Source organism: Methylorubrum aminovorans (genome assembly GCF_022179725.1).
Taxonomy (GTDB): domain Bacteria; phylum Pseudomonadota; class Alphaproteobacteria; order Rhizobiales; family Beijerinckiaceae; genus Methylobacterium; species Methylobacterium aminovorans.
Map to the genome: position 1 here is coordinate 1 of NZ_BPRC01000041.1, position 21,691 is coordinate 21,691.

Annotated in this window: 21 protein-coding genes and 2 pseudogenes; 15 read left to right on the forward strand and 8 right to left on the reverse strand. The window is 65.7% G+C overall.

From position 1 onward, the window contains the following. The coding region (locus MFF24_RS26240; protein ID WP_506302402.1) for an EF-Tu C-terminal domain-related protein at positions 1-113 on the forward strand (113 nt) is incomplete at its 5' end. A 286-nt stretch (positions 114-399) separates the two neighbouring features. Here the strand turns inward: MFF24_RS26240 and MFF24_RS26245 are convergent. Continuing rightward, positions 400-888, reverse strand: a complete 489-nt coding sequence (locus MFF24_RS26245) for a hypothetical protein (RefSeq protein WP_238228907.1) — start codon at positions 886-888, stop codon at positions 400-402. Positions 889-1,779: 891 nt separating this feature from the next. Here MFF24_RS26245 and MFF24_RS26250 point away from each other — a divergent pair. After that, positions 1,780-4,959, forward strand: coding sequence for an autotransporter family protein (locus MFF24_RS26250; protein ID WP_238228908.1), 3,180 nt, complete (start codon positions 1,780-1,782; stop codon positions 4,957-4,959). A gap of 134 nt (positions 4,960-5,093) precedes the next feature. Beyond that, positions 5,094-5,879 (forward strand): DUF6065 family protein, encoded by a 786-nt coding sequence (locus MFF24_RS26255; RefSeq protein ID WP_238228909.1) that lies wholly within the window; start codon positions 5,094-5,096, stop codon positions 5,877-5,879. A 915-nt stretch (positions 5,880-6,794) separates the two neighbouring features. On the opposite strand, the gene MFF24_RS26260 is transcribed toward MFF24_RS26255, so the two are convergent. After that, complete coding sequence (locus MFF24_RS26260) at positions 6,795-7,454, reverse strand: DJ-1/PfpI family protein (RefSeq protein WP_238228910.1); 660 nt, start codon at positions 7,452-7,454, stop codon at positions 6,795-6,797. Positions 7,455-7,836: 382 nt separating this feature from the next. Between MFF24_RS26260 and MFF24_RS26265 the strand changes: the two genes are divergently transcribed. The 8 genes and pseudogenes from MFF24_RS26265 to MFF24_RS26305 all read left to right on the forward strand — a co-directional run bounded on the left by MFF24_RS26265 (position 7,837) and on the right by MFF24_RS26305 (position 12,661). Beyond that, positions 7,837-8,028 carry a hypothetical protein gene (locus tag MFF24_RS26265; protein ID WP_238228911.1) on the forward strand — a complete coding sequence of 64 codons (192 nt, stop codon included), beginning with the start codon at positions 7,837-7,839 and terminating at the stop codon, positions 8,026-8,028. A 615-nt stretch (positions 8,029-8,643) separates the two neighbouring features. Continuing rightward, a complete protein-coding gene (locus MFF24_RS26270) occupies positions 8,644-8,853 on the forward strand; it encodes a cold-shock protein (RefSeq protein WP_056241414.1) in 210 nt (69 codons plus the stop codon). Between the two features lie 145 nt (positions 8,854-8,998). Further along, positions 8,999-9,142 (forward strand): hypothetical protein, encoded by a 144-nt coding sequence (locus MFF24_RS26275; protein WP_238228912.1) that lies wholly within the window; start codon positions 8,999-9,001, stop codon positions 9,140-9,142. A gap of 1,273 nt (positions 9,143-10,415) precedes the next feature. Further along, positions 10,416-10,625: pseudogene (locus tag MFF24_RS26285) on the forward strand (cold-shock protein). Between the two features lie 174 nt (positions 10,626-10,799). Then, complete coding sequence (locus MFF24_RS26290; RefSeq protein WP_238228913.1) at positions 10,800-11,042, forward strand: hypothetical protein; 243 nt, start codon at positions 10,800-10,802, stop codon at positions 11,040-11,042. Between the two features lie 22 nt (positions 11,043-11,064). Next, complete coding sequence (locus MFF24_RS26295; RefSeq protein WP_238228914.1) at positions 11,065-11,265, forward strand: hypothetical protein; 201 nt, start codon at positions 11,065-11,067, stop codon at positions 11,263-11,265. Positions 11,266-11,296: 31 nt separating this feature from the next. Next, positions 11,297-11,476 carry an ArsB/NhaD family transporter gene (locus tag MFF24_RS26300; RefSeq protein WP_283214554.1) on the forward strand — a complete coding sequence of 60 codons (180 nt, stop codon included), beginning with the start codon at positions 11,297-11,299 and terminating at the stop codon, positions 11,474-11,476. Between the two features lie 6 nt (positions 11,477-11,482). Beyond that, entirely contained in the window at positions 11,483-12,661 is a 1,179-nt protein-coding gene (locus tag MFF24_RS26305; RefSeq protein ID WP_238228915.1) for an MFS transporter, read from the forward strand. Positions 12,662-13,197: 536 nt separating this feature from the next. On the opposite strand, the gene atzF is transcribed toward MFF24_RS26305, so the two are convergent. From atzF to MFF24_RS26330, 5 genes are read right to left on the reverse strand one after another with little or no spacing between them, the layout of a single operon-like run. Further along, entirely contained in the window at positions 13,198-15,048 is a 1,851-nt protein-coding gene (gene atzF, locus MFF24_RS26310; protein WP_238228916.1) for an allophanate hydrolase, read from the reverse strand. A 23-nt stretch (positions 15,049-15,071) separates the two neighbouring features. Next, positions 15,072-15,902: an alpha/beta hydrolase gene (locus MFF24_RS26315; RefSeq protein WP_238228917.1), complete on the reverse strand. Its 831-nt coding sequence runs from the start codon at positions 15,900-15,902 to the stop codon at positions 15,072-15,074. Beyond that, the gene (locus MFF24_RS26320; protein ID WP_238228918.1) at positions 15,902-16,681 is read right to left on the reverse strand and encodes an ABC transporter ATP-binding protein; all 780 of its coding nucleotides are present in this window, start codon (positions 16,679-16,681) and stop codon (positions 15,902-15,904) included. The genes MFF24_RS26315 and MFF24_RS26320 overlap by 1 nt, the downstream gene beginning before the upstream one ends. Beyond that, complete coding sequence (locus tag MFF24_RS26325) at positions 16,674-17,558, reverse strand: ABC transporter permease (RefSeq protein ID WP_238228919.1); 885 nt, start codon at positions 17,556-17,558, stop codon at positions 16,674-16,676. Before MFF24_RS26325 ends, MFF24_RS26320 begins: the two co-directional genes overlap by 8 nt. Further along, positions 17,555-18,511, reverse strand: coding sequence for an ABC transporter substrate-binding protein (locus MFF24_RS26330; protein ID WP_238228920.1), 957 nt, complete (start codon positions 18,509-18,511; stop codon positions 17,555-17,557). Before MFF24_RS26330 ends, MFF24_RS26325 begins: the two co-directional genes overlap by 4 nt. A gap of 117 nt (positions 18,512-18,628) precedes the next feature. Here MFF24_RS26330 and MFF24_RS26335 point away from each other — a divergent pair, with 117 nt between their 5' ends. The 3 genes and pseudogenes from MFF24_RS26335 (at position 18,629) to MFF24_RS26345 (ending at position 20,303) form a co-directional block, all read left to right on the forward strand. Continuing rightward, a complete protein-coding gene (locus MFF24_RS26335) occupies positions 18,629-19,534 on the forward strand; it encodes a LysR family transcriptional regulator (RefSeq protein WP_238228921.1) in 906 nt (301 codons plus the stop codon). A gap of 227 nt (positions 19,535-19,761) precedes the next feature. Next, positions 19,762-19,968 (forward strand): annotated as a pseudogene (locus MFF24_RS28925) ((2Fe-2S)-binding protein); the annotation flags it as partial. 95 nt (positions 19,969-20,063) lie between these two features. Then, positions 20,064-20,303 (forward strand): hypothetical protein, encoded by a 240-nt coding sequence (locus MFF24_RS26345; RefSeq protein ID WP_238228922.1) that lies wholly within the window; start codon positions 20,064-20,066, stop codon positions 20,301-20,303. A gap of 81 nt (positions 20,304-20,384) precedes the next feature. Here the strand turns inward: MFF24_RS26345 and MFF24_RS26350 are convergent, their stop codons facing one another. Next, positions 20,385-20,666 (reverse strand): DUF2312 domain-containing protein, encoded by a 282-nt coding sequence (locus MFF24_RS26350; protein WP_238228923.1) that lies wholly within the window; start codon positions 20,664-20,666, stop codon positions 20,385-20,387. A gap of 310 nt (positions 20,667-20,976) precedes the next feature. Here MFF24_RS26350 and MFF24_RS26355 point away from each other — a divergent pair, with 310 nt between their 5' ends. After that, positions 20,977-21,687: an alpha/beta fold hydrolase gene (locus tag MFF24_RS26355; protein WP_238228929.1), complete on the forward strand. Its 711-nt coding sequence runs from the start codon at positions 20,977-20,979 to the stop codon at positions 21,685-21,687. Positions 21,688-21,691: the final 4 nt, after the last annotated feature.

Genomic DNA, 21,691 nt, shown 5'->3' on the forward strand with positions numbered 1-21,691 from the left:
CCATGGACGTCGAGCTGATCGTGCCGGTGGCCATGGAAGAGAAGCTGCGCTTCGCCATCCGCGAGGGCGGCCGTACCGTCGGTGCCGGCGTCGTCGCCGCCATCAACGACTGATTTCTTTTGGGAGTTGGTGCACGGGCTTCGCTCGTGCCCCGGTCTCGAACGAGCGAAGCGAAGGGCCGGCGCCATGCCGGCCCTTTTTTCGTGCCGTCGTCACTATCCGATATTTCGTCCGGCGCTCTGCCGTGGGAGGATCGCTCCTACCTCGCGGATGAAGCGGGCGATCCGCGCCTCCACCGATCGTCCCTCCGGCAGCGGCAGAGCTCTTTTTCGGAGCGGCGACGGCCCCTGCGGATCGGCCTGCGATCACGACCCGTCACGATCCACCGCTCGCCCGCGCTCAAAGAGGGCGACCGGACAGCGTCCGCACCTGCCGCTGCGGTTCCGAGGAAACGGCGAGAGCCGTGCCGAGACTGGCGGCGGCCGCATCCTCGGCGAGCCCACGCGCGAGGTTGAACGGTGCACCCGCGCCGGAGCCCCTCGCGGCTCGGCCGAGCAGCGTGCCGGCGAGGGCACCCGCGACGCCGGCAAGTGCGCCGGCCTCGGGCGACACCCGCCGACCGGCCAACATCCAGCCTCCGACTGCACCGATCGCGAGCCGGGCTGCGAAGGAGGGAGGAATACGCCGGTCGGGGGCGAACGGCATCTTGTCTCCGGCCATCTCGGCCAAAGCCGCTGTCGTGGCGACGGCGCGCGCAACGGGCCCCGAGGGAATCAGAGCGCTCCGCGTTCGCCCGCGCGAGGCGACCCAGCTCAGTGCGGCGCAGGCCGACATCGTGCGGAGCCCCGCCACGAATCCGATCCCGAACGCGCTGCCATACTCTCGCATCGTGCCTGCCCCTGACCGGAGGGAATTTCGATTTCCCGGAGGCAAGACGGCAGAGCCGACTGGTGTTCCGGCCGACCATACCGGAACTGCGGAAGCCAAAATCGCGGTCGCGAACGGCATCGGACCGGGAGCCACCGGCCGGCTCAACCGTTGAGAGCAACCATCATGGATCGCGGCGGTCGAGCCTCCCCGGCTCCCGAACGCGAGCGCGCAGGCCACCGCGTTCGCCCGTTGGCGTGCGGCTCGCGCGCCCCGCTTCGCTCCAGCCCTGCACTGGTGGAAACGGGACCCTCAACCAGGCGGCCGGGTGCGGTTCTCGGGCAGTGTCACCACCATACAACACCCCCGATCGACCCACGGCAAAGCTGCGCCGGGAGCCCGCCTAAGTTGCAGCTGTCAAAAGCAAGCAGAAGACGCATGCAGCCGCCGAGACAATCAGAGAATCGATAATCCTCGGTTTGCTCCGCCGAATGAAACGGCTCGCCCGCGTCTCCCTTCTGTCAATTGCCGACGAGCTTTTCGCCGGCCTCGAAGACATGACTGTGCCGTCGATGGCTTTCTTCTCAACCCCTGATCTCGGAATTGTGATCCGAATCGGGCTTTCGACAACCAAGGAGCGATAAATGCAACTCAGAGGCGAGAGGCGTACCGCGGGGAGGTCCAACATATCACCGACAGCCACGTGCTCGCACTTAGGCTCGGCCGATGCGTATCTAGCTTATATCCCAGAAATTCTAGCCTCAAATCTGCATTAATCTGAAAGTTTATCTAATGTTTGTAGATTTATCGGACCACTCCGATGCTTGACGACAATCCAATACCCTGCGCGAATGACAACAAATCGAGATGGGGCGCGGGAATACGATGCGGTTTGCTAATTTTTTGCTCGCGATGACTTCACTGATACCATTCGGCCTGTCCGAGGCCGCTGCGCAGTGTGCCCCCACGAGTCCAACACCCGGCTCTACAGTAAATTGTGGCTCGGGAACCTATAACGGCACGCTCGGCAACATCGGCTTCCTGCATCAGGGTCTGACCGATCAGGTCAACGTGAACGTCGCACCGACGACAGGGACCGATGCCATCGTCAACGGCGGCCAGGATTCCGCGATCATTTTCCGGGATGGCGCCCCCTCAACGATCAATATCGGCACAGTCGGCAACACGACCACAACCTCGGGGCCACTTGGAATAGCAACTGGCAATGTTCCCAATCGGATTATCGATCCGGGCGAGAACACCATTCAGGTTCGCAGCAACTATACGATCAACATCTGGGCCAATGGACGGGTCCTCCAACTCGGAAGCAGTTCGCGAGCCGAGGCCATCAACCCGCTCGGCACCAACAACACGATCACCAATTACGGCGTGGTCGAGAGCACGAATGGCGGCGGTTCCGCCATCTGGTTCCAGGACGACATCACGGGCGGCCTCAACACCATCGACAACCACGGCACGCTCAGCGTCGGCGTCAACACCGGCCGGAGCGTGATCGGCTCCAGCTCACAGGAGGCGGGCGCCGGAGATGTCCTGTTCATCAATCAGACCGGTGCGACTGTCCTCGGTGACATCAGCTTCGCCTCCGGCAACGACACGCTGCAGTTCTTCCCGAACTCGACCGTGACCGGCAACATCAATGGCGGCGGCGGCACCAACGCCCTCGAACTGAATGGCATCGCTGGTTCGTTCGACACGCTGCCCGGTGCGCTGACCAACTTCACGACCCTGACCAAGCTGGGGGAAGGCCAGTGGAACATCACCGGCACGCTGATCGGCTTCACAGCGGTGACGGTGGAGGACGGCGTCCTCGGTCTGACGGGTGACAACACCGGCTATACGGGCACAGTGCTGGTCGAACCCTCCGGCATTCTGGAGGCGCGGGCGCAGAGCCTACCGACCTCGTCGCCGAACCTCAACAACGTCACCAACAACGGCATCGTGCGCTTCGCGCAGCCGGACAACGGCACCTATGTCGGACAGATCACCGGATCGGGCGCCATCGAGAAAACGGGTGCCGGCATCACCACGCTCGACCCGGAGGCCGCCATCGGCAACACCTACACGGGTGGGACGACGATCTTGGAGGGCGGGCTCGGAATCGCGCGCGACGCGGCCCTGGGCGATGCGGTCGGCCCTCTGACGATGAATGGCGGCTTCCTGCAACTGAACGCGGATCTCGATCTCGCCCCGACACGCGCCGTCACGCTCGGGCCGCGGGGCGGCGCGATCGATACGCAAGCCTTCACCTCGAACCTGTCGCAGGGCATGACGGGCCCCGGCGCCTTCACGAAGCTCGGGACGGGCACCCTGCGTCTGGCGGGCGAGAACGCCTATCTCGGCACGACCATCGTCGCGGCCGGTACGCTTCAGGCGCTCGCGACGGATACTTTCAGCCCGAATTCGTCCCACGTCGTGAACGCGGGCGGCGTGCTCGACCTGAACGGATTCAATCAGACGATCCCCGGCCTGACCAATGCCGGCCTGGTCAGCACGAACGGCCCGACGGCCAGTACGATCCTGACGGTGGCCGGCCCCTATATCGGGCAGGGCGGCACGCTCCAGCTCAACACCTTCGTGGCCGGCGACAATTCGCCTTCCGACCGGCTGGTGATCAACGGCGGGACCGCGACCGGCTCCACTGCGCTCAGAATCGTCAACACGGGCGGCACGGGCGCCCTGACCGTCAGCAACGGCATTCTCGTGGTGGAGGCCGTCAACAGCGGCACGACGAGCACCGGCGCCTTCGCGCTGTCGGCACCGGTGGTGGCAGGCCCCTACAACTACATCCTTGCCCGGGGCGGCAACGCCACCGAGGTGGCCGACAACTGGTATCTGCGCAACACCGCTCAGCCGACGCCGACACCGACACCGACGCCGACACCCACTCCGACACCGACACCGACGCCGACACCCACTCCGACACCGACGCCCACTCCGACACCGACGCCCACTCCGACGCCGACGCCCACTCCGACACCGACGCCCACTCCGACGCCGACGCCCACTCCGACGCCGACGCCCACTCCGACGCCGACGCCCACTCCGACACCGACGCCCACTCCGACACCCACTCCGACACCGACGCCGACACCCACTCCGACGCCTACACCGGATCCCACACCGCTCTACCGCGCCGAGGTCGCGACCTATAAGGCACTGCTCGGGACGGAATTCATGGTCGGCCGGGCCATGATCGGCACCTTCCACCAGCGCCGCGGCGACCAGTATCTTCAGCTCGGCCCCGGGGCCGGCACCGGCTTCTGGGGGCGCTTCTTCGGGCAGAGCAGCGACCGGCGCTGGAAAGGCGCCGTCGCGCCGGAGTTCGACGGCAACATCCTCGGCTTCCAGGCCGGCCTCGACCTGTTCTCCTACGAGGCGTTCTCCGGTTTCGGAAGCCTCGGCGTCTTCGCTGCCTACGGGAAGGGCGACGGCGACGTCCGCGGCTTCGCCGATGCCATCCAGCGCGGCCGCGTCGGCCGCCTCAATCTCGAGAACATCGGTTACGGCGCGACCTGGACCCATGTCGGCCCGACGGGATGGTATCTCGACAGCCTCGTGATGGGCCAACACCTCTCTGGCACGGCGACGTCGCTACGCAGCTACGGCATCAAGGCCGATGGCACCGGCTTTGCCCTGTCGGTCGAGGGCGGCTACCCGCTTCCCCTCTATCCCGGAGTCGTGATCGAGCCGCAGGCGCAGTTCATCTGGCAGCGGCTGGATTTGGATGCCCGGACCGACGCCTTCTCACGGCTCGATTTCGGTTCGCCGGGCCTTGCCACCGGCCGGCTCGGGGTTCGGGTGCAGGGCGCCTTACTCTCGCAGGAGATCGAGTGGCGGCCTTATCTGCTCGCCAATCTCTGGCACAACTTCCGCGAGGTCAGCACGGTCCGCTTCGAGAACATCCCGATCGCGACACGGCTCGGCGGCACCTCGATCGAGGTCGGCGGCGGGTTGGTCGCCCGCTTCAATGCCAATGTCGGCTTCTTCGTTCAGGCCAGCTACGCCGAAGGCACCGCTGGATCCTACGAGAAGACCGTGCAGGGCGAGGTTGGGCTGCGGGTGACGTGGTGACCACCGGCCGTTGTGAAATGAGGGCCCGGCCGATCCGGCCGGGCGAGAGCATCGTCCCGAGCGGTGACCTTTGGCTTTCGGAAAAAGACGATGCAAACCCGCGAGAGCAACCGACGCGAGGACAGGTCCTGACGATGGTCAACCCCGACAGGGCCGAGCAGACCGGCCGCACGGCACGGCAAGCCCCAGAACTGCTCTGCTATCCCGAATATGAGGGCGCGCCGGAGATCATTGCCGGCCGCTCGGCGCGCGACTGGATGGACGCGACGGCGCAGCGCTTTGCCTATCGCTGCACGCCGCTGGCGATCGCCAACGCGACGGGGTGGGAGATCACGCTTCCCTTCAGCTTCTCGGCCACGTGGAATGGCGGTCCGCTCGTCTCCGACGTCTGGACCTTCCTCGAAGGATGGGACAGCCGCTACCGCCAGGTCGTCTCGTCGGTGTTCGGCAACGGCGTGTTGACCTTCCATCCGGGATGGCTGTTTCGGACCTCGCCCGGATGGGCGCTGATCGCGCGCGGCCCACCCAACACACCGAGGGACGGCATCGCGCCGCTGGAAGGTCTCGTCGAAACCGATTGGCTGCCCTTCACCTTCACCATGAACTGGCGCTTCACCCGGCCGGGCACGGTGCGGTTCGGGAAGGGCGAGTGCTTCTGCTTCATCACCCCCGTCCCGCACGAAACGTACGATACGATCCGCCCGCGGATCAGAAGCCTCGACGATGATCCGGACCTGAAGGCCGCCTACGACGATTGGCGCAGCCGCCGCTCCGCTTTCCAAGCCCGCGTGGCCGTGGGAGAACCGGACGCGATCCGCGCCGGCTGGCAGCGAGACTACATCGCCGGACGCGATCCGACCGGAAGCGCCGGCCCGGCTTTCCACCGCACTAAGCGAGTCCTGCCCAAGCCGGTTCGTTAGAGCATCGTCCCGAAAGGTGGCCTCCGGCTTTCGGAAGAAGACGATGCAAGAACAATGAACTCGAGCCTCGCCCTTTCCTGAGAACCGGCGGCCACCTTTCGGGACGAGGCACAAAATCGGCCGGTTTTCACCTGATCGCAGACGGAGGTGCTGCCGCACTCGGGGGACACCGGATCCGCTTCTGCCGGTGTGTCGGATAACCGACCCTTGCGCCTCCGCAGCCCCCGTCACGCTGGATGCCCGGAACATGAGCACGGAGCACGCGTTCACTGCGCAATTCTTCAACATCCACTCGCCAACAAGGCTACTGCATGCGTGACCTCAACAAGTCGAACGGCCGTGCTATGCTCAATCGACGCAAGCGTACCGGTGAAACGGCGTCCGTGATGCGTGTCGCCGGACTGGCGAATTCATGCCCCGTCGAAACCGCGGGTCATACGGCTCATGGGCAGCCGTGCTCGCCCGTCAAACGAATTTCACCGACAAGCGACTTCGAGGGGTTCGGCTCGTTCTCGAGCTGACCGTCCGTCCTCCCCGCGCACACGGCGTGAAGACCTCCCGACGATGAGCCGGGTGAACGCGGTTCCATGAGCCAAGAAAAATCCCGCACCTTCGATAAGGTACGGGATCAAAACTTCAAAAACCAAAGATCTCAATCTCTCGGAGATCAATTGGTGCCCAGGAAAGGATTACCCACTTCCCTCACAAATATCAGCAAAAACAGACACTTAGACTGCGTACTTTGACAACGTTTGTACCACCGTTCTGTGCCACCGTCGAGGCTGGATCCATCCGCTGCTGAAGCAGCATTTTGTTCTTCAATAAATATCAGAAGTTGTATCGACTGAGTGTGGCGACCAGGACCGATTAGTCGTCGCGGAAAGCAGGTGATGGCGTATCACCTAGCTCTGATCCTCACTGATGCGTCGAGGCAGCGGCCTTCCGCGCTTCAGTTGTAAGAGTGTCGAGGATCGCTTGCGCCCTCCGGGTGATGGTCGGCCCTGCCGCGGTGGGACTGCCGGCCTCAAACGGAGGCTTGGGCGCATATTCAGCGACGAGCTGTGCTGTTCGCGCGTAGTCCTCGCCGCGCAGGCGGGCGGCGAGTGCCAGCGCGAAGTCGAGCCCTGCCGAGACGCCGGCGGCAGTCACTCGGTTGCCGTCGAAGACAACCCGATCATCAACCGGGATCGCCCCGAGGAGTGGAAGGACAGTATCGCGAGCACAGCAGTGTGAGGTCGCGCGATAGCCCCTCAAGAGCCCGGCTGCTCCCAGGATTAACGATCCGGTACAGACACTCGTCACCCAGCGCGCCTGGCTGGCCCGATCCCGCAGAAAGGCTAACGTGGCGGCGTCGCGCATTTGAGCGGCTGTGCCATCGCCCCCAGGCACGAAGAGCACATCCAAATCGGCGGGACAGTCGGCGAAGCTCGTTGTGGCGATCAGAATGAGGTTGGTATCGCTTGGGACGGGTCCGACCGCCTGAGCAACGAGATAGAGGGTGTTGGGCGCAAGTCCCGCCAACAGTCCTTGTGGCCCGACCACATCAAGCGCCGTCATACCGGGATAGAGCAGCATGGCTATGCGGACTGGCGGCAGCACGGGTGGCCTTGGTGCATCAAGCGCCTGTGACGGTCGAGCCGTCAGGAGGGCCGCGGCGGCAAGCGCAGCCGCCCCGATCTCACGCCGGTTCATGATCGCTACCCGCTTCGTATTGCAGTTACCCTATCAGAAGGGCGCAAACTACCGCCCTTTGGAGAGGCATTGAACCGCCGCTTTTGACCCCATGCGGACATTCGACCCTTGCCTGCCGAAGGTCCGGATGGGGTGGCAAGCGGCGGTCCGGCGTGTGCCCGCCGAATGTCAGCAAATGAACCGAACACGGTCGTCCCCGTTGACAGCAACCAAGCGGTGCCGAGCGGCTATCGCCCCTGGGTCCTGACAGGTCATACTCAAAGTCATGCCTACTGCTTTCACGGCCACCGCCGCTCTCCATCTGCGCGACCTCCGCTCGGTCTACGACCCCGTTCTGCACGGGGTCGCGGGTGGGCTGGCCGACTTGTTTCCTCCCATCCACAATTTACATCGACCTGAGGCTGAGGTGGCGGTCGAGGCGGCCATGGAAAACAACGAGTGGACCGCACAAAACTGACGCATGGCGCAGCGCCTTGTCCCAGATCGCGTCTGTGGCTCGTGCACAGCGTGCTGCCAGACTTTTGCGGTTCAGGCTCTTGCCAAACCGGCCGGCGTCGAATGCGAACACAACACCGGCGTGTCCTGTGGCATACACCGCGTTCGACCGGGAGCTTGCGCCAAATGGTTCTGTCTCTGGCGCAAGATCGGTGCGCTGCCAGACGAACTAAGGCCTGACCGGTCAGGCGTGATTTTTTCCCTTGAGACTGCGCCGACAGCCGACGATCCCTTCCTGCGCGCCCGTATCGTCTGTCGAGCGGTTCAAAGCCCTGACGATCTTGATCGGTGGGAGGCTGTCGAGGCCGTCGCCATGTTCGTGCGCGAGGGCTCGCTTCCGGTGTGGACCGCATTCGGTGAAATGGCAGCCCTGATCTACCCGCAACCGGCAAACGCGGATCAGCTGCGGAGCCTTATCACCGGGGACGAGCCACACACGCTGCGCGCCGAATTCCACCAGCAAGAGGTCGCCGCCTGGCGGCGCCGGCTCGGCTACGCGCTTGCGGGAGCAAATTCTTCAGGAGACGGCCGGCCTCCAGATCGGGTAGAGCGCATATCCAGCAAGGGAGAGACGCCTATGGCAACCGGTACGGTGAAGTGGTTCAACGGAACCAAGGGCTTCGGCTTCATCCAGCCCGACGACGGCGGCCAGGACGTGTTCGTTCATATCTCTGCGGTCGAGAAGGCCGGCCTTCGCGACCTCGCCGACGGCCAGAAGATCTCGTATGAGGTGGTGGTCGACCAACGCCGCGGCAAAGCCTCGGCCGAGAACCTCAAGGTCGGCTAGACGATCGTTCGTGCCGGCGGCCAAGGACGCGGCCGGCACGCGCACACGACGAACGATCCCACTGCATCATCCTGTGCCTTGGGCAGCATAGCAGAGTCCCAACATGGCAGGATCCAATTCGACCGGTCGCTCGGCGACCCTGTCGATGGCCGACTTCAACGAGCGCGCTAAGCGCGCCGTGGCCAAAATGCCGACGATCGAAAAGCCTCCGGAGAAGCGCCGCAACGCACCGCGGCCGAACAAGCCGCCGGTCGCTGCCAAGCCTGATGGCGAAGGCGAGAACGAGTAGACCACCCCCTCGCATTCCAACTGAAGGAGTGGCGGAAGCGCTTCGTGATGCTCACGCGATGACGAGGCAGTATCAGCTCGGCCTGGACGGAGGCGCCCGGTGAATGGGGGCGTAGTCCTGTGAGCTTAGAGCCTCAGTCTACCCTGTGGGCGACCTCGACCTTCTTCGAGATGCAGGGTTTTGGCTGACACCTCGTGATATTAGCCGGAGACCCCGCGATGAAGCGTCCCCGCACCACCGGCCACTTGGCCGAACCGCCGCCCCTGAGACTGAGGAGCGCTGCGCTGGCTTCTGCGGGGCCGACGTGGCATATGGTCGGTATGACAAATGAAGTACCGCACCCCTATTCCATCGCAGTCGAGCCGCTGAAGAAGCCAGAAGGCCAGTTTGGCTGGGCCCTCAGGAAGCATGGTAAGTTGACGGAGCGGTCGGACCGCACGTTTCCCAGTGAGGCGAAAGCGTTCGACAACGCGATGAACGCTATCGACCGGAACGTGACCGGGTACGGAAGCCGGTAAATCCTGCTGATCTAGCGGTGATATCAGCCGACTGATCGATCTGAAATCCTCGCTGCCCGAGCCTGCGCCGTCTTCTCGCTGCGGTGCTTCGGGCAGAGAGCCTGCCCATTGAGCGGGGCTGGGGCACCGGCTCAGGACACTCCAGAGCTTGCCCAGGATGGTGCGCACAGGTTCAAGCTTCTGGACAAGCAGCTACTCGACAGCCTTCTAGATAACGCCCCGAATATTCCTCCTAGGGTACTGATCAATATCAATGTTTTTCGTTTGATTGCGCAAAGACATACGCCAGGGTCATCGATAAATTCCTCAATCACTCAGTTTCCGCTTGAAATTGCTGCACTGATCTGATAGAACAATTTCATCGGATTAGATGTCTTCGGCCCGCTCTCTTGCTCCTGATCGAGCGCCGAGTCCGGTTTCCCGGTAAAATCAAAGTTTGATCGCCACATGAATTGTGGCGCCACGTTGCCTGCTCTGTCGCGCAACGACCCTAAACATATGCGCCATCTTACAGCTTTGGCTGGAGTGGCCTACGGATAAATATGCAGATCATCTCGGAACTAAAACTTGCGACGGCAGAGCCATGCCCGCAAGCTGCTACGACCCTCGCGACAGCTAATTCTACTTGGAAGCCGCACTCATGTGGCCTCTCACGCGAAGAGCTGCGCAAGATCGTTCTCGACGCACTCGGTTGAGCCGCGAGCGCAATAAGGCGCCCCGCGAGCAAAATCACCTACGAACATAAAGGATTTCCTATGAGCATCGGTACCGTCAAGTGGTTCAAAGATACCAAGGGCTTCGGCTTCATCTAGCCTGAAGACGGCAGCAAGGACGTATTCGTTCACATCTCTGCCGTCGAGCGGGCTGGAATGCGCAACCTGGTTGAGGGGCAGAAGCTCTCCTACGAAATGGAAACCGATCGTCGCTCTGGGAAGCAGTCTGCCGGCAGCCTACAGGCCGCTTGAGCTTTGCTCGTCAATAACTGACGCGTTCGAAGCCGCTCCTTAGGGGCGGCTTCGTTTGTTTTGCCCTGCCCAAGCCGGGCCATAAGGCAAATCAGATTGTGCGGCTGCACACTGTCAGGCCGCAAGGCTAGGTCTGCGGTTTCCTTTTCTTTAGACGCGATGCAGGAGGCTTCCATGGCCGACTTTGCAGGATATGTCCCAGTCCCCTTAGAACCCTTGGCCGACCGAAAGAAGCTTTGGGCTCAGGAGAGCGCCGACGCCTGGAGGCACTACGGCGAGGAAATTCAGGCGCGAGATGAAAAGACAGCTCGCCTGAAGGCCCTGCGGCTCGCGAAGGAGGCTGCCGAGACGAAAGCTGCCGCTCAGGCAGCCTTGGTGCCGAAGCCAAGAGCGAGGCGAAAGCGAAATCTCGGCTGAACACGGCCGCTGGAGACGGAAAATGAGCGGAGATCGCAGCAAGGAGTGGAAGCGGGCTGACGCAGAGTTTGCGAAAACTCAAAACCCTGCTTTACCGAAAATCGTGCAGGCGGGAGCCGTCAGTAACTTGGATGAAAAGAGTGCGCGCTTGAAAGCAGCACGGCTTGCTAGGGATGCTGCCGACAACAGTCTGATGAGAGAACCTCTTGTGAAGAGGGGATGAAACGCCCGCGATGAAGGGGTGTATTAGAGCCATATGTGGGCCGAAGTTCACCCCAATCGGCAGCGTCGCCACGCTGCACGTGTTGGCGAGCAAGGGCCAGAAAATCACCTGGGGCCAGTACATGAAGGTGGGGATGGTCATCACACCCCCGGTGCTGTTGGTCACGCTGCTGGCGCTGGCGGCATGGCTGCCGCTGCTCGGGGCGCAGTAGCCGCCCATGGGCCAGGCGAAACGCTGGCCGGTGATTTCTGCTCTGGGCGTGGTGCAGATCCTCGCCTGGGGCTCGTCGTTCTACCTCTTGGGCGTCCTCGCCGCACCCATCGCGATGGACATGGGCTGGCCGCTCGCTTGGGTCTTTGATGGCCTGACCCTCGGCCTGCTGGCTGCCGGCCTGGTCTCGCCCACAGTGGGCCGGATCATCGGTGAGCGCGGCGGCCGTGCGATTCTCTTGGCATCGTCCCTCTTTCTCGCCGCCGGTCTGGTCGTGCTCGGGCTTGCCCCGTCCCTGCCGGTCTACCTAGCCGCGTGGCTGCTGCTCGGGCTCGGCATGGGCTGCGGGCTGTATGACCCGGCCTTTGCCACGCTCGGTCGCCTCTACGGCGCGGAGGCGCGGCCAGCGATCACCACCCTGACCCTGTGGGGTGGGTTCGCCAGCACCGTGAGCTGGCCGCTGTCGGCGTTCCTGCTCGATCACGGAGGCTGGCGCTGGGCATGTTTCGTCTACGCCGGTTTGCAGCTCGTGGTCTCGCTACCGCTGATCCTGACGCTGATCCCGCCGGCCCCGGCCCGGCCGGTAGGAGCGAGCGACAACCCGGCGCCCGTGGTCGCGCTTGCGCCAGCGGAGCGACGGCCGTTCCTGCTGATGGCCGGCGTGCTGATCCTGGGCGGCGCGGTGATGAGCCTGCTCTCGGCGCACGTGCTCACGCTGTTGCAGGCGCGGGGCGTGCCGCTCGCCTCGGCCGTCACCTTCGGGGCGCTGATCGGGCCGGCCCAAGTCGCAGCCCGTGTGGTGGAAATGGCGTTCAAGGGACGCCATCACCCGCTCTGGACCCTCACGGCAGCGATGAGTCTGGTCGCGGTCGGGATCGTGATGCTGGCCCTCGGCCTGCCGCTGGTGGCCCTAGCGCTGATCCTCTACGGTGCCGGCAACGGGATCTATTCGATCGCGCGGGGCACGGTGCCGCTCGCGCTTTTTGGTACCGAACGCTACGCCCCACTGCTCGGCCTTTTGGCGCGGCCCGGGCTGGTCGCTCAGGCGCTAGCGCCGCCGCTCGGCGCCTACGTGCTCGCCCATGGCGGAGCTGATGCGACGTTCGGCCTGCTCGCCGGCATGGCTTTGCTCAACGTGGGCTTGGTCGCGGCACTGTGGCCAGCGCGAAGCTCTCGTAATTCATGAATGCCCCGCACCGTCCTCTGGTGTGGAGTTTTGCGTGCAGTTTTATCCCGAGCCTGAACCGCGCCATCCGACCGGCGTTCCGCTCGCACTGACTTTCCGTTTTAATGGCGCACTCACCCCGCCCGGCCCAGCCGCAGCGGGGTTTTTCGTGCAAGCAAACCGCTTCAGAGGTGATGCAAGCGCCACGCGTCGAGTGGGGGCAGAGGAGGAGTGATCTGATAGCGATGCAGAGACCGCTGCCGACCTCACGCGGGCGCTCCCGTCCCCTGTCCGAAGATCCGCACGGCGGGCAGAACCGGCGGTTCAGGGACCGCAAGCGTGATGTCGGCTCCTGGCCCACAGCTGAACAATGGGCGTGTGAACTTCTGACCCCGAGCAGACATTTGCGCCGGTGCTGGTTGAGGTCCGGACGAGCCTCGAAAGCGGTCTCTCAGTAGTTCGCGGGTGCGTGCCGAACTCTTCAGTCGTGAGCAGATTGGCTCGCCCTTCAACGAGGGCCAGCGCAAGCGCACCGGTTTGCAGTGAGCGCACGAACGCTATGCGACGTGGAGGAACTGGCGTTCGGCCGCGGCGGGGCGGTCCGCTCCGGCGCTCTGCACGGCGAGGTAACGCCGCCAGCTGCCGTATCTGGTGATGTCCGTACCAGAGGCGATCCCTTCGGCCTCGACCAAAAACCCCTTGGGACTGGTGCCGTCAGCGAGGCGAAGGGTGCCGATGCCGAGGGGGGCCGGAATGGCGGCCACGAAGCGGCCGAAGGCGGCCGGCGACAAGGCCCACACTTCGGCAGCGATGGCCGCGCCTGCACCGGCCGCGACGCGCAGCAGGCCCGGCCGCAGGGGCGGACCACCGGGCAGCGCGTAGAGCCGGTAATCGGCTTGCGTCTCGACTGCCCGTAGGAAGCGTGCGCCGAGGCCGGTCAGCTCGTGGTTGAGCGGCAGTCCCGAGAGATGCGCGCCGATCACCGCAAGTTCGATTTCGTCCGGGCCCGCGCTCGCCGGCCCGGCCTCCGAGACCGGCACCGACTCCCCACTCGTGCCGATCGGGACGCCGGCCGCCGCGTGAAGGCGGGCGCCCAAGGCGGCGAGAAGCCCGTCCCGGCCGCGAGGCGCAATCAGCGTGAGGCCCGCCGGCAGGCCGTCGGTTCGGAAGCGGCCCGGCACCGCGAGCGCGCAGAGGTCGAGCAGATTGACGAAGTTCGTGTAGGTCCCGAGCTCGCTGTTGAGGCCGATTGGGTCGACTTCAAGCTCAGCGCAGGTGACCGGCCTCGGGTAGGTCGGCACCACCAACACGTCGATGTACTCCCATAGGGCGTCGGCGGCTCGGCGCAGCTCGGCCAACTGGTAGAGGCCTGCAAAGGCGTCAGCGGCAGTAAAGGCTGTAGCCCGGCCGATCACAGCGCGGGTGGTCGGGTGCAGCGATTGCGGTGACGTCTCAATGAGCGGGCGGATCGCCTGATAGCGCTCGGCGACCCAGGGGCCGTCGTAGAGGAGCGCGGCGGTGGCGAACATCGGCGCGAGAACGACCGCATCGGGCCGTCCGGTGAGGGCAGCGAGGTCGTCGAGTCCCGCCGCGAAGGCAGCCTCCGACAGGGGATCGCCGCCGAAGCGGAGGCTTGCTCCATCCGGAATGCCGACGCGCAGGCCCGGCGGCAGCCCGGCTGGCTGGGTCGGCACGGGTAGGGCGCGGGAATAAGGATCGGCCGCGTCGTAGCCTGCCATGATCCGAAACACCCGGTCGGCATCTGCAACCGTGCCAGCGAAGACCGAGACGGTGTCGAGCGTGCGGCAGGCCGGCAGCAGGCCTCGGCTCGACACGGACCCAAGCGAAGGTTTTAGCCCGACCACGTTGTTGAGGCCGGCCGGCACCCGCCCGGAGCCCGCCGTGTCGGTGCCGAGCGCGAAGGCGACGAGCCCGTGCGCCACCGCTACCGCCGAGCCGCTGCTCGACCCGCCTGGCACGAGGTCGGCGTTCAGGGCATTGCGCGGGGCAGGATGGATCGTGCGAAGGCCGACGAGGCCGGTGGCGAACTGGTCGAGATTGGTCTTTCCGATCAGGATCGCACCCGCGGCCAGCAGGCGCGCGACACAGGGTGCGGTCTCGGACGGCACGAAGGCGAAGTCCGGACAGGCCGCTGTAGTGGGCAGGCCGGCGACGTCGAGATTGTCCTTGACCGCGAAGGGCACGCCCCAGAGCGGTTTTTTGATCGGGTCGAAGGGTCCGAGCGCCACCGCGGCTGCGAAAGTCTCTGCCTCGGGCAGCAAGGTGAGGAAGATACCGGGATCGTCGATGACGGCGAGTCGCCGGTAGGTCTCGGCCAAGACTTCTCGCGGGCCGAGGCCGCTGGCGTAAGCCGCGTGCAGGGCGGAAATCGTCGGGAAGGGAGGCACGGGTCCGTCCTCGTTCGTGGGTGTCACAGGCCCGCAAGGCGGGCAGCCTCTCGGGCGATGCGCCCGTCCGGCGCGATCAGGGCGCCGAGCACCCGGAAATGGTCGGCTCCCGGCACGACGTGCAGGTCGCCAGCGAGGCCCAGCGCCCGGCGGGCGGCGTGGTAATCCGCGGATTGGCGACACAGCTCGGGCAGCTCGGCCCCGCCATAGATCACCGAGACGGGTGGCCCGTCCGGGGCGAGGCGTCGAATGGGCGAGAGTTCGGCGACCTCCCCATCGGTGAGGCGCAGCGCGTCGTTCAACCCGGTCCCAGCGATCGGTTCGAGATCAAAGATCCCGCTCACCGCCAGGGCCGCGTCGGCCGCGTCGGCGGCGAGCGTCGTCATCAGCGCCGCGAGATGGCCGCCGGCCGACCAGCCCGCGACGACGAGGCGCGAGAGCCCGATCTTCTGCCGCAGCAGGCGCAAAGCCGCCGCGACTTCCTCGGAGATCCGGGTAAGGCTTGCTTCCGGGGCCAGAGTGTAGCCGATCAGCGCCACGTCGAGACCGAGGCCGAGCGGCCCCTCGGCCATGCAGGTGAAGTCTTCGCGGGCGTTTCGCTGCCAGTAGCCGCCGTGAATGAAGGCGAGGCAGGGCGCCCCGGCGGCCCCGCAGTGGTAGAAATCGAGGGCCTGCCGCGAGCCAGCGCCGTAGGCGAGGATGTGGCCAGCCTTGCTCTCCCGGAAGGCGGCGCTGCGGGCGCGCCAACCCGCCACGAGGGCCGCGCTGTCCCGGACTGCCCCGGAATTGTCGTAGGCCCGAGTCAGCGAAGCGCGATCGAGTCCGCGCCACGCTACGGCGTCGTTGTTAGCCATCAGGCTGCTTTCGGCGCGTGGTGGCTGTGGAGCTGGGCCGACAGCATGCGGCGCAGATCGTTGAAGGCAGGGCTCGACACGTCCCTGCGCCGCGGCAGGTCGACGGTGTGGACGGCCTCGATCCGCCCCGGTCCCGGCGACATCATCACGATGCGGTCGGCGAGGAAGATCGCCTCCTCGATGGCGTGGGTGACGAACAGCACGGTGAGGCCGGTCCGGGCCCAGAGGTCGAGGAGTTCGTCCTGAAGGCGCTCGCGGGTCATGGCGTCGAGCGCCCCGAACGGCTCGTCCATGAGGACCATCTCGGCGTCGTTGGCGAGCACACGGGCGATGGCGACGCGCTGCTTCATGCCGCCGGAGAGCTGGTGCGGATAGGCGTCGGCGAAGCGACCGAGCCCGACCAGGTCGATGTAGCGGCGCGCGGTCTCGCGGACCTCCGCCGCGGGGCGGCCCCGGGATTTCGGGCCGAAGCCGATATTATCGCGCACCGAGAGCCAGGGAAACAGGCCGTAATCCTGGAAGACCATACCGCGGCTCGGCGCTGGCCCGGCGATCGGCTTGTCCCACATCAGGGCTTGGCCCGAACTAGGTGCCTCGAAGCCGGCGGCGATGCGCAGGAGTGTCGACTTGCCGCAGCCCGACGCACCGAGCAGGCAGACGAACTCCCCCCGCTGAACGGTGAGGCCGGCGCCGCGCAGGGCCTCGGTTCGGCCGCCCCGCGTCGTGTAGGTCTTCGAGACGTCCCGGATCGTCAGGATGGGAATGGTGGGCTCAGCCATGGGAGGGGCTCCAAGAAAGGAGACGCCGGCCGATGCGCATGACGATCCAGTCCGAGACGAAGCCGGCAATGCCGATGACGCCCATGCCGCAGATCACGATCTCGGTGCGCGAGAGCTGGCGCGCCTCCATGATGACGGCGCCGAGGCCGGTCTGAACGCCGGTCATCTCGCCCACCACGATCACCACCCAGGCGAAGCCGAGGCCGAGCCGCAGGCCGGTGAAGATCGATGGGAGGGCGGCGGGCAGCACCACCCGGAGGAACTGTGCGGGCCCCGTGCAGCCCAGCATCGACGCCGCCTCGAACAGGCGCGGCTCGACCGAGCGCACGCCGAACACGGTGTTGACGAGGATCGGGTAGAAGGCGCCCAGGAACACGAGGAAGAAGGCCGAGCGGGGCCCGAGCCCGAACAGGATCATCGCGAGCGGCAGCCACGCGGTGACCGGGATCGGCCGCAGGATCTGCAGCACGGGATCGAGCAGCGCCCGGACCAGGGGCACGCGGCCGATCATCAGGCCGAGGGGCAGAGCTGCCGCGGCCGCCAGCGCGAAGCCGCCGTAGACCCGCGACAGCGAGGCCCAGAGATGGGTCCACAGGGTGGCGCTGAAGGCGTCGTCGTTGATGCCGCCGAACGCCATGTCGCGCAGCGCCAGCCAGACTTCGGCGGGGGGCGGGACGAGGCTGTAGGGCCGGTTCGCGGTAGCGAAGTGCCAGAGCGCGAGTGTCGCCAGCGGCACCACCAGGGCCAGCGCCGGACCGCGCAGGTGGCCGAGGAGGCCATGGAGCGGCGCAGCGGCCGGCGTGGGACTCTGATTCTGAGCCGGCATCGCGCTCGGCAAGGCAGCTGAGAGGGTGGCTCCCTCGATTGCGGCGCTCATGCGTCCCTCATCGCGTCGACGAAGCGGGTATCGATGAAGCCGTCTTCGGGCAGCCGCTTGATCTGCTTGAGCGACAGCATGCGCTCGGCGTAGACTCTGGCCTGACGAACCTCGTCCGGCCCGAGCTTCCAGGTGAGTTCGACGTTCGGGGCCGAGAGCGCCAGCGCCTCGCGCTTCTGACCGAGCTTGGCCACCGCCATGGCGATCATCGCCTCCCGATCCTTAGCGGCGAACTCGGTGGCCTTGCGGTGGATCTCCAGCATCGTGCGCACGAGGTCTGGCCGCTCGGCCAGCGTGTCGCGGTGAGCACCGAACACCATGTTGAGCGACCCCATCTCGGTGCCGTAGGGGTACTCGACGAGCTGGCCGACGCCCGAAGCGAGGCTGACGCCGGGGGCGGGCTCGGCACCGACATAGGCGTCGACGTCGCCGCGTGCGAGCGCGAGATGCATCTCCGAGAACGAGACCCGCACCGGGGTGATGTCCTTCACGGACAGTCCCTCCATGCGCATCCGCTCGAGGGCGAACACCTCCTGTGTGCTTCCGGGCCAGATCGCCACGCGCTTCCCGCGCAGGTCCTTGATCGTCCGGATGTCGGAGTCCTTGCGGGCGATCACCCCCATACCGCGGTTGCAGGTGGAGGCGATGACGACGATCGGCTCGCCCGCCGCAGCCCCGAGGGTCGCCGCCGCGAGCCCGAAGGTGCCGAAATCCACCGACTTGGTGACGACGGCGTTCTTGCCCTCGGTCGGGCTCTCGAATGGGATCACCTCGACCCGCACGCCTTCGGGTGTGAAGCGCTCGTAGAAGTGAGGCGCGATCGAGTGGATGAGCTTGAGCGAGCCCATCCGAATGACGGTGGGAGCGGCTTGCGCCCGAGCGGCACGACCGGAGAGGGAAGTCGCGACGAGGCCGGCTCCGAGACCGGCGAGAAGGCTGCGGCGGTCGATCATCGGGCGGCTCCTGCATGTACCGATGTCTTGAGCCTATGGAGCACGGGTGTTGCCGGGAAGTGCTAATTCTTGACGGAGTTGTTGCGCATCTGGCAACACCATGGCGGGAGGGTCGGGATGAAGCACCTGCGCAGCCTCACCGCCGTGGCCGAGGTCGCCCGCTCCGGCTCGATCCGGCGAGCGGCCGAGCGCCTCAACATCACGCCCTCAGCCCTCACCCGGCAGATCCAAGACATCGAGTACGAGCTCGGAACGCCGATCTTCGAGCGCCTCGCGCAGGGCATGCGCCTCAACGCGGCGGGCGAATTGCTGGCGCGCCATATCCGCGATCAAGCGGCGGACCTCGACCGTGTGCGCTCCCAGATCGCCGACCTCTCCGGCGTCCGCCGTGGCCACGTGGCTCTTGCCTGCAGCCAAGCGTTCGTCACCCGGATGATTCCGGAGGAGGTCGAGACCTACCGGGCGCAATTTCCCCAGGTCGCCTTCACCGTGCAGGTGCGCGACCATGTCCAGGCGGTGGCTGCCCTCGTCTCCTTCGAGGCCGATCTCGCACTCGTCCTCCAGCCGCCGCCCTCAGCGGAGCTGCACGCGCTCTATGCCGGCCGTCAGTCGCTATGCGCCCTGATGCGGGCGAGCCACCCCTTGGCCGCTCAGGATGGGCCGGTCCGGCTGCGGGACTGCCTCGCCCACGCCCTGGCCTTGCCCGATCGCTCGCTGGCCATCCGCCACCACATCGAGCACGCGCTCGCCCGGCGCGGGGTTGAGCTGCGGGCGACCGTGGAATCCGGATCGCTGGAATTCCTACGCAACGTCGTCCTGCGGGAGGATGTCGTCAGCTTCCAGGTGCCGAGCGGCATTCCCGACGATCTGCGCCTGCGCAGCCGCCTAATCGACACCCGCGACCTCGAACCGATGAGCGTCGTGCTAGCGCAGTTGCGCGGACGACTGCTGCCGGTCGCCGCCAGCAAGTTCGCCGATCAACTCGCCGCGCACTTGAATCATCAGGCGGCCCTGACGGCCTGATGCCAGCCAAGCCAGGACAACGCGATCACGGATTGCCGCGGCCGTGACCGGCTCGGAACGTGCCGCGGCCTCGCTCGGACGCCTTCACTCCGAACGGATCCTTCAGTGAGAGGATCAACCGCGCCACCGCTGCTCCAGCACCTGTTGCCCCCGCAGGCGCCCCTTTTGATGGGCCGGCATCTGAGGGATACCGTATACCTTAAAACGATTCCAAAGATAGGAATGCCATGGCGCGTCTGAACATCAACGGCGTCGTGCACGAGATCGATGCCGAGCCGGACACGCCGCTCCTGTGGGTGATCCGGGAGCAGATCGGCCTGACTGGCACGAAGTACGGCTGCGGCATCGCCCAGTGCGGCGCCTGCACCGTGCATATCGACGGCGCGGTGGTGTGTGCCTGCTCGGTGCCTCTCTCTTGGGTCGAGCCAGTGCAGACATCACAGTCGAGCACGAAGTGTCAGAATGCAGCCGCTTGCCGCGTTCACCTTGGCCTTAGCCTGGGCAGTTTCATGCCTGAGTGCAGCTTGCGGTGTCGCTGCCACTGATCCTCGATCTGATCCCGCTGGCCTCGGTCCGGCCGGTGGCGACGGGAAACGGCTCTGCCCCTGTGGTTGCCCGCGCGCCAGCGGAGCGCCGGCCGTTCCCGCTGATGGCCGGCGTGCTGATCCTCGGCGGCGCAGTGACCACTGCCGGCTATGTCGTCGAGGCGTTCACCAGCGGAAATCGTTCGCCGGAGATGAGAAGCGGGCGCAGGGGGCTTGATCCATGATTGCCACTCGGCGCCCGCTCGTTCGTGTCTGACCGCGCACCAGGCCACGTCCATCGGGCCCGGTAGCGGAAAGCTGTCCGATTAGGCTGCCTGGGCGACGGGGGCGGGCGTCGGCGCATCCATCGCACGCAGATAGAGTTCAAGCAGCGTCTCTTGCTCGTCGCGCTCGTCCTTGTCCTGCTTGCGCAACTTTAAGATCTCCTTGAGGACCTTGACGTCCAGCCCCTCGCCCTTGGCCTCGCCGAAGATCTCCTTCTTAGTCTCCATAAGGTCCTTGATCTCCTCGTCGATGCGCTCGATGCGCTCGATGATGGAGCGGATCCGGTCGCCTGCGACGCCCACGGTGTCGGTCGTGTCGGACATGCTCATTCCTCGCGCTGATCCGGGCCGGCAAACTGGCGGGTCAGGGTAAGCGGGAGGTTAAGGCGATCCGTCGGATCACCGCGGGCGCAATCGGCAGGACGGGCAGATGAAAGTATTCCGGTGGTGGATCGCTGCAATGGCCGCCGGGGTTCCGCTCGGTCTGGCCGTGGTCCGATCGGCAGCCAGACGGCGTGCGTGCCAGGGGGGCACAGTCCACCATGGGCGCCTTGCAGCGAGACGCGACCGCGTCGGCGGCCTCACCGTGCATGCCCGAGTTTCGGTCGACTCCGTACCGGATGACCGCTTGCCCGTGATCCTGGTCCACGGGCTCGGGATGTCGAGCCGCTACATGATCCCGCTCGCAGAGCATCTCGCCCCTCACCTGCGGGTCTACGCGCCTGACCTGCCCGGCTTCGGCCTGAGCGACAAGCCTCCTCAGGCACTCACGGTTCGCCAGCTTGCCGATGCGCTGGCTGCCTGGATGCACAAGGTCGGCGTGAGGCGCGCAGCCTTTGTCGGCAATTCGCTCGGTTGCGAGGTGTTGGTGGAACTGGCCGTCATTCACCCGCAACTCGTCGACCGCCTTGTGCTGCAGGGGCCTACGCCGGACCCGGAGGCACGTGGCATCGCCCGGCAAGTCGTGGGCTTCTTCCTCATCGCGCCATTCGAGCGCTGGTCGCTCGCCTGGGTCGCGCTGACGGATTATGCCCGCTCTGGGATCCGGCGCTATCTCCAGACCCTGAGGAGCATGGTCGACAACCCTATCGCAGACAAGGCGTTACGGATCCCTCAGCCGACGCTCGTGGTCTGGGGCACGCGCGACTACATCGTGCCCTATGCGTTCGTAACGAGCCTGGCTGCTTCACTGCCTCGGGGGCGGCTTGCCGTCATCCCCGGCGCGGCCCACGGGATCAATTACTCGCACCCGGAGGCCTTCGCGGCTGCCTTGCTGCCATTCCTTCTTGCACCGCAAGAGGAGCCTTCGGCTGAAGACTTATCCGTCGAATTCGACGTAAATTGAGATC

Coding starts and splice junctions, on each gene's coding strand:
- MFF24_RS26275 (WP_238228912.1), top strand. CDS start 8,999: ATGGCCGACTTCAACGAGCGCGCTAAGCGCGCCGTGGCCAAAATGCCG.
- MFF24_RS26325 (WP_238228919.1), bottom strand. CDS start 17,558: ATGAGCGCCGCAATCGAGGGAGCCACCCTCTCAGCTGCCTTGCCGAGC.
- MFF24_RS26305 (WP_238228915.1), top strand. CDS start 11,483: ATGGGCCAGGCGAAACGCTGGCCGGTGATTTCTGCTCTGGGCGTGGTG.
- MFF24_RS26265 (WP_238228911.1), top strand. CDS start 7,837: ATGCCTACTGCTTTCACGGCCACCGCCGCTCTCCATCTGCGCGACCTC.
- MFF24_RS26295 (WP_238228914.1), top strand. CDS start 11,065: ATGAGCGGAGATCGCAGCAAGGAGTGGAAGCGGGCTGACGCAGAGTTT.
- MFF24_RS26270 (WP_056241414.1), top strand. CDS start 8,644: ATGGCAACCGGTACGGTGAAGTGGTTCAACGGAACCAAGGGCTTCGGC.
- MFF24_RS26335 (WP_238228921.1), top strand. CDS start 18,629: ATGAAGCACCTGCGCAGCCTCACCGCCGTGGCCGAGGTCGCCCGCTCC.
- MFF24_RS26350 (WP_238228923.1), bottom strand. CDS start 20,666: ATGTCCGACACGACCGACACCGTGGGCGTCGCAGGCGACCGGATCCGC.
- MFF24_RS26320 (WP_238228918.1), bottom strand. CDS start 16,681: ATGGCTGAGCCCACCATTCCCATCCTGACGATCCGGGACGTCTCGAAG.
- MFF24_RS26255 (WP_238228909.1), top strand. CDS start 5,094: ATGGTCAACCCCGACAGGGCCGAGCAGACCGGCCGCACGGCACGGCAA.
- MFF24_RS26315 (WP_238228917.1), bottom strand. CDS start 15,902: ATGGCTAACAACGACGCCGTAGCGTGGCGCGGACTCGATCGCGCTTCG.
- MFF24_RS26330 (WP_238228920.1), bottom strand. CDS start 18,511: ATGATCGACCGCCGCAGCCTTCTCGCCGGTCTCGGAGCCGGCCTCGTC.
- MFF24_RS26290 (WP_238228913.1), top strand. CDS start 10,800: ATGGCCGACTTTGCAGGATATGTCCCAGTCCCCTTAGAACCCTTGGCC.
- MFF24_RS26245 (WP_238228907.1), bottom strand. CDS start 888: ATGCGAGAGTATGGCAGCGCGTTCGGGATCGGATTCGTGGCGGGGCTC.
- MFF24_RS26260 (WP_238228910.1), bottom strand. CDS start 7,454: ATGCTGCTCTATCCCGGTATGACGGCGCTTGATGTGGTCGGGCCACAA.
- MFF24_RS26250 (WP_238228908.1), top strand. CDS start 1,780: ATGACTTCACTGATACCATTCGGCCTGTCCGAGGCCGCTGCGCAGTGT.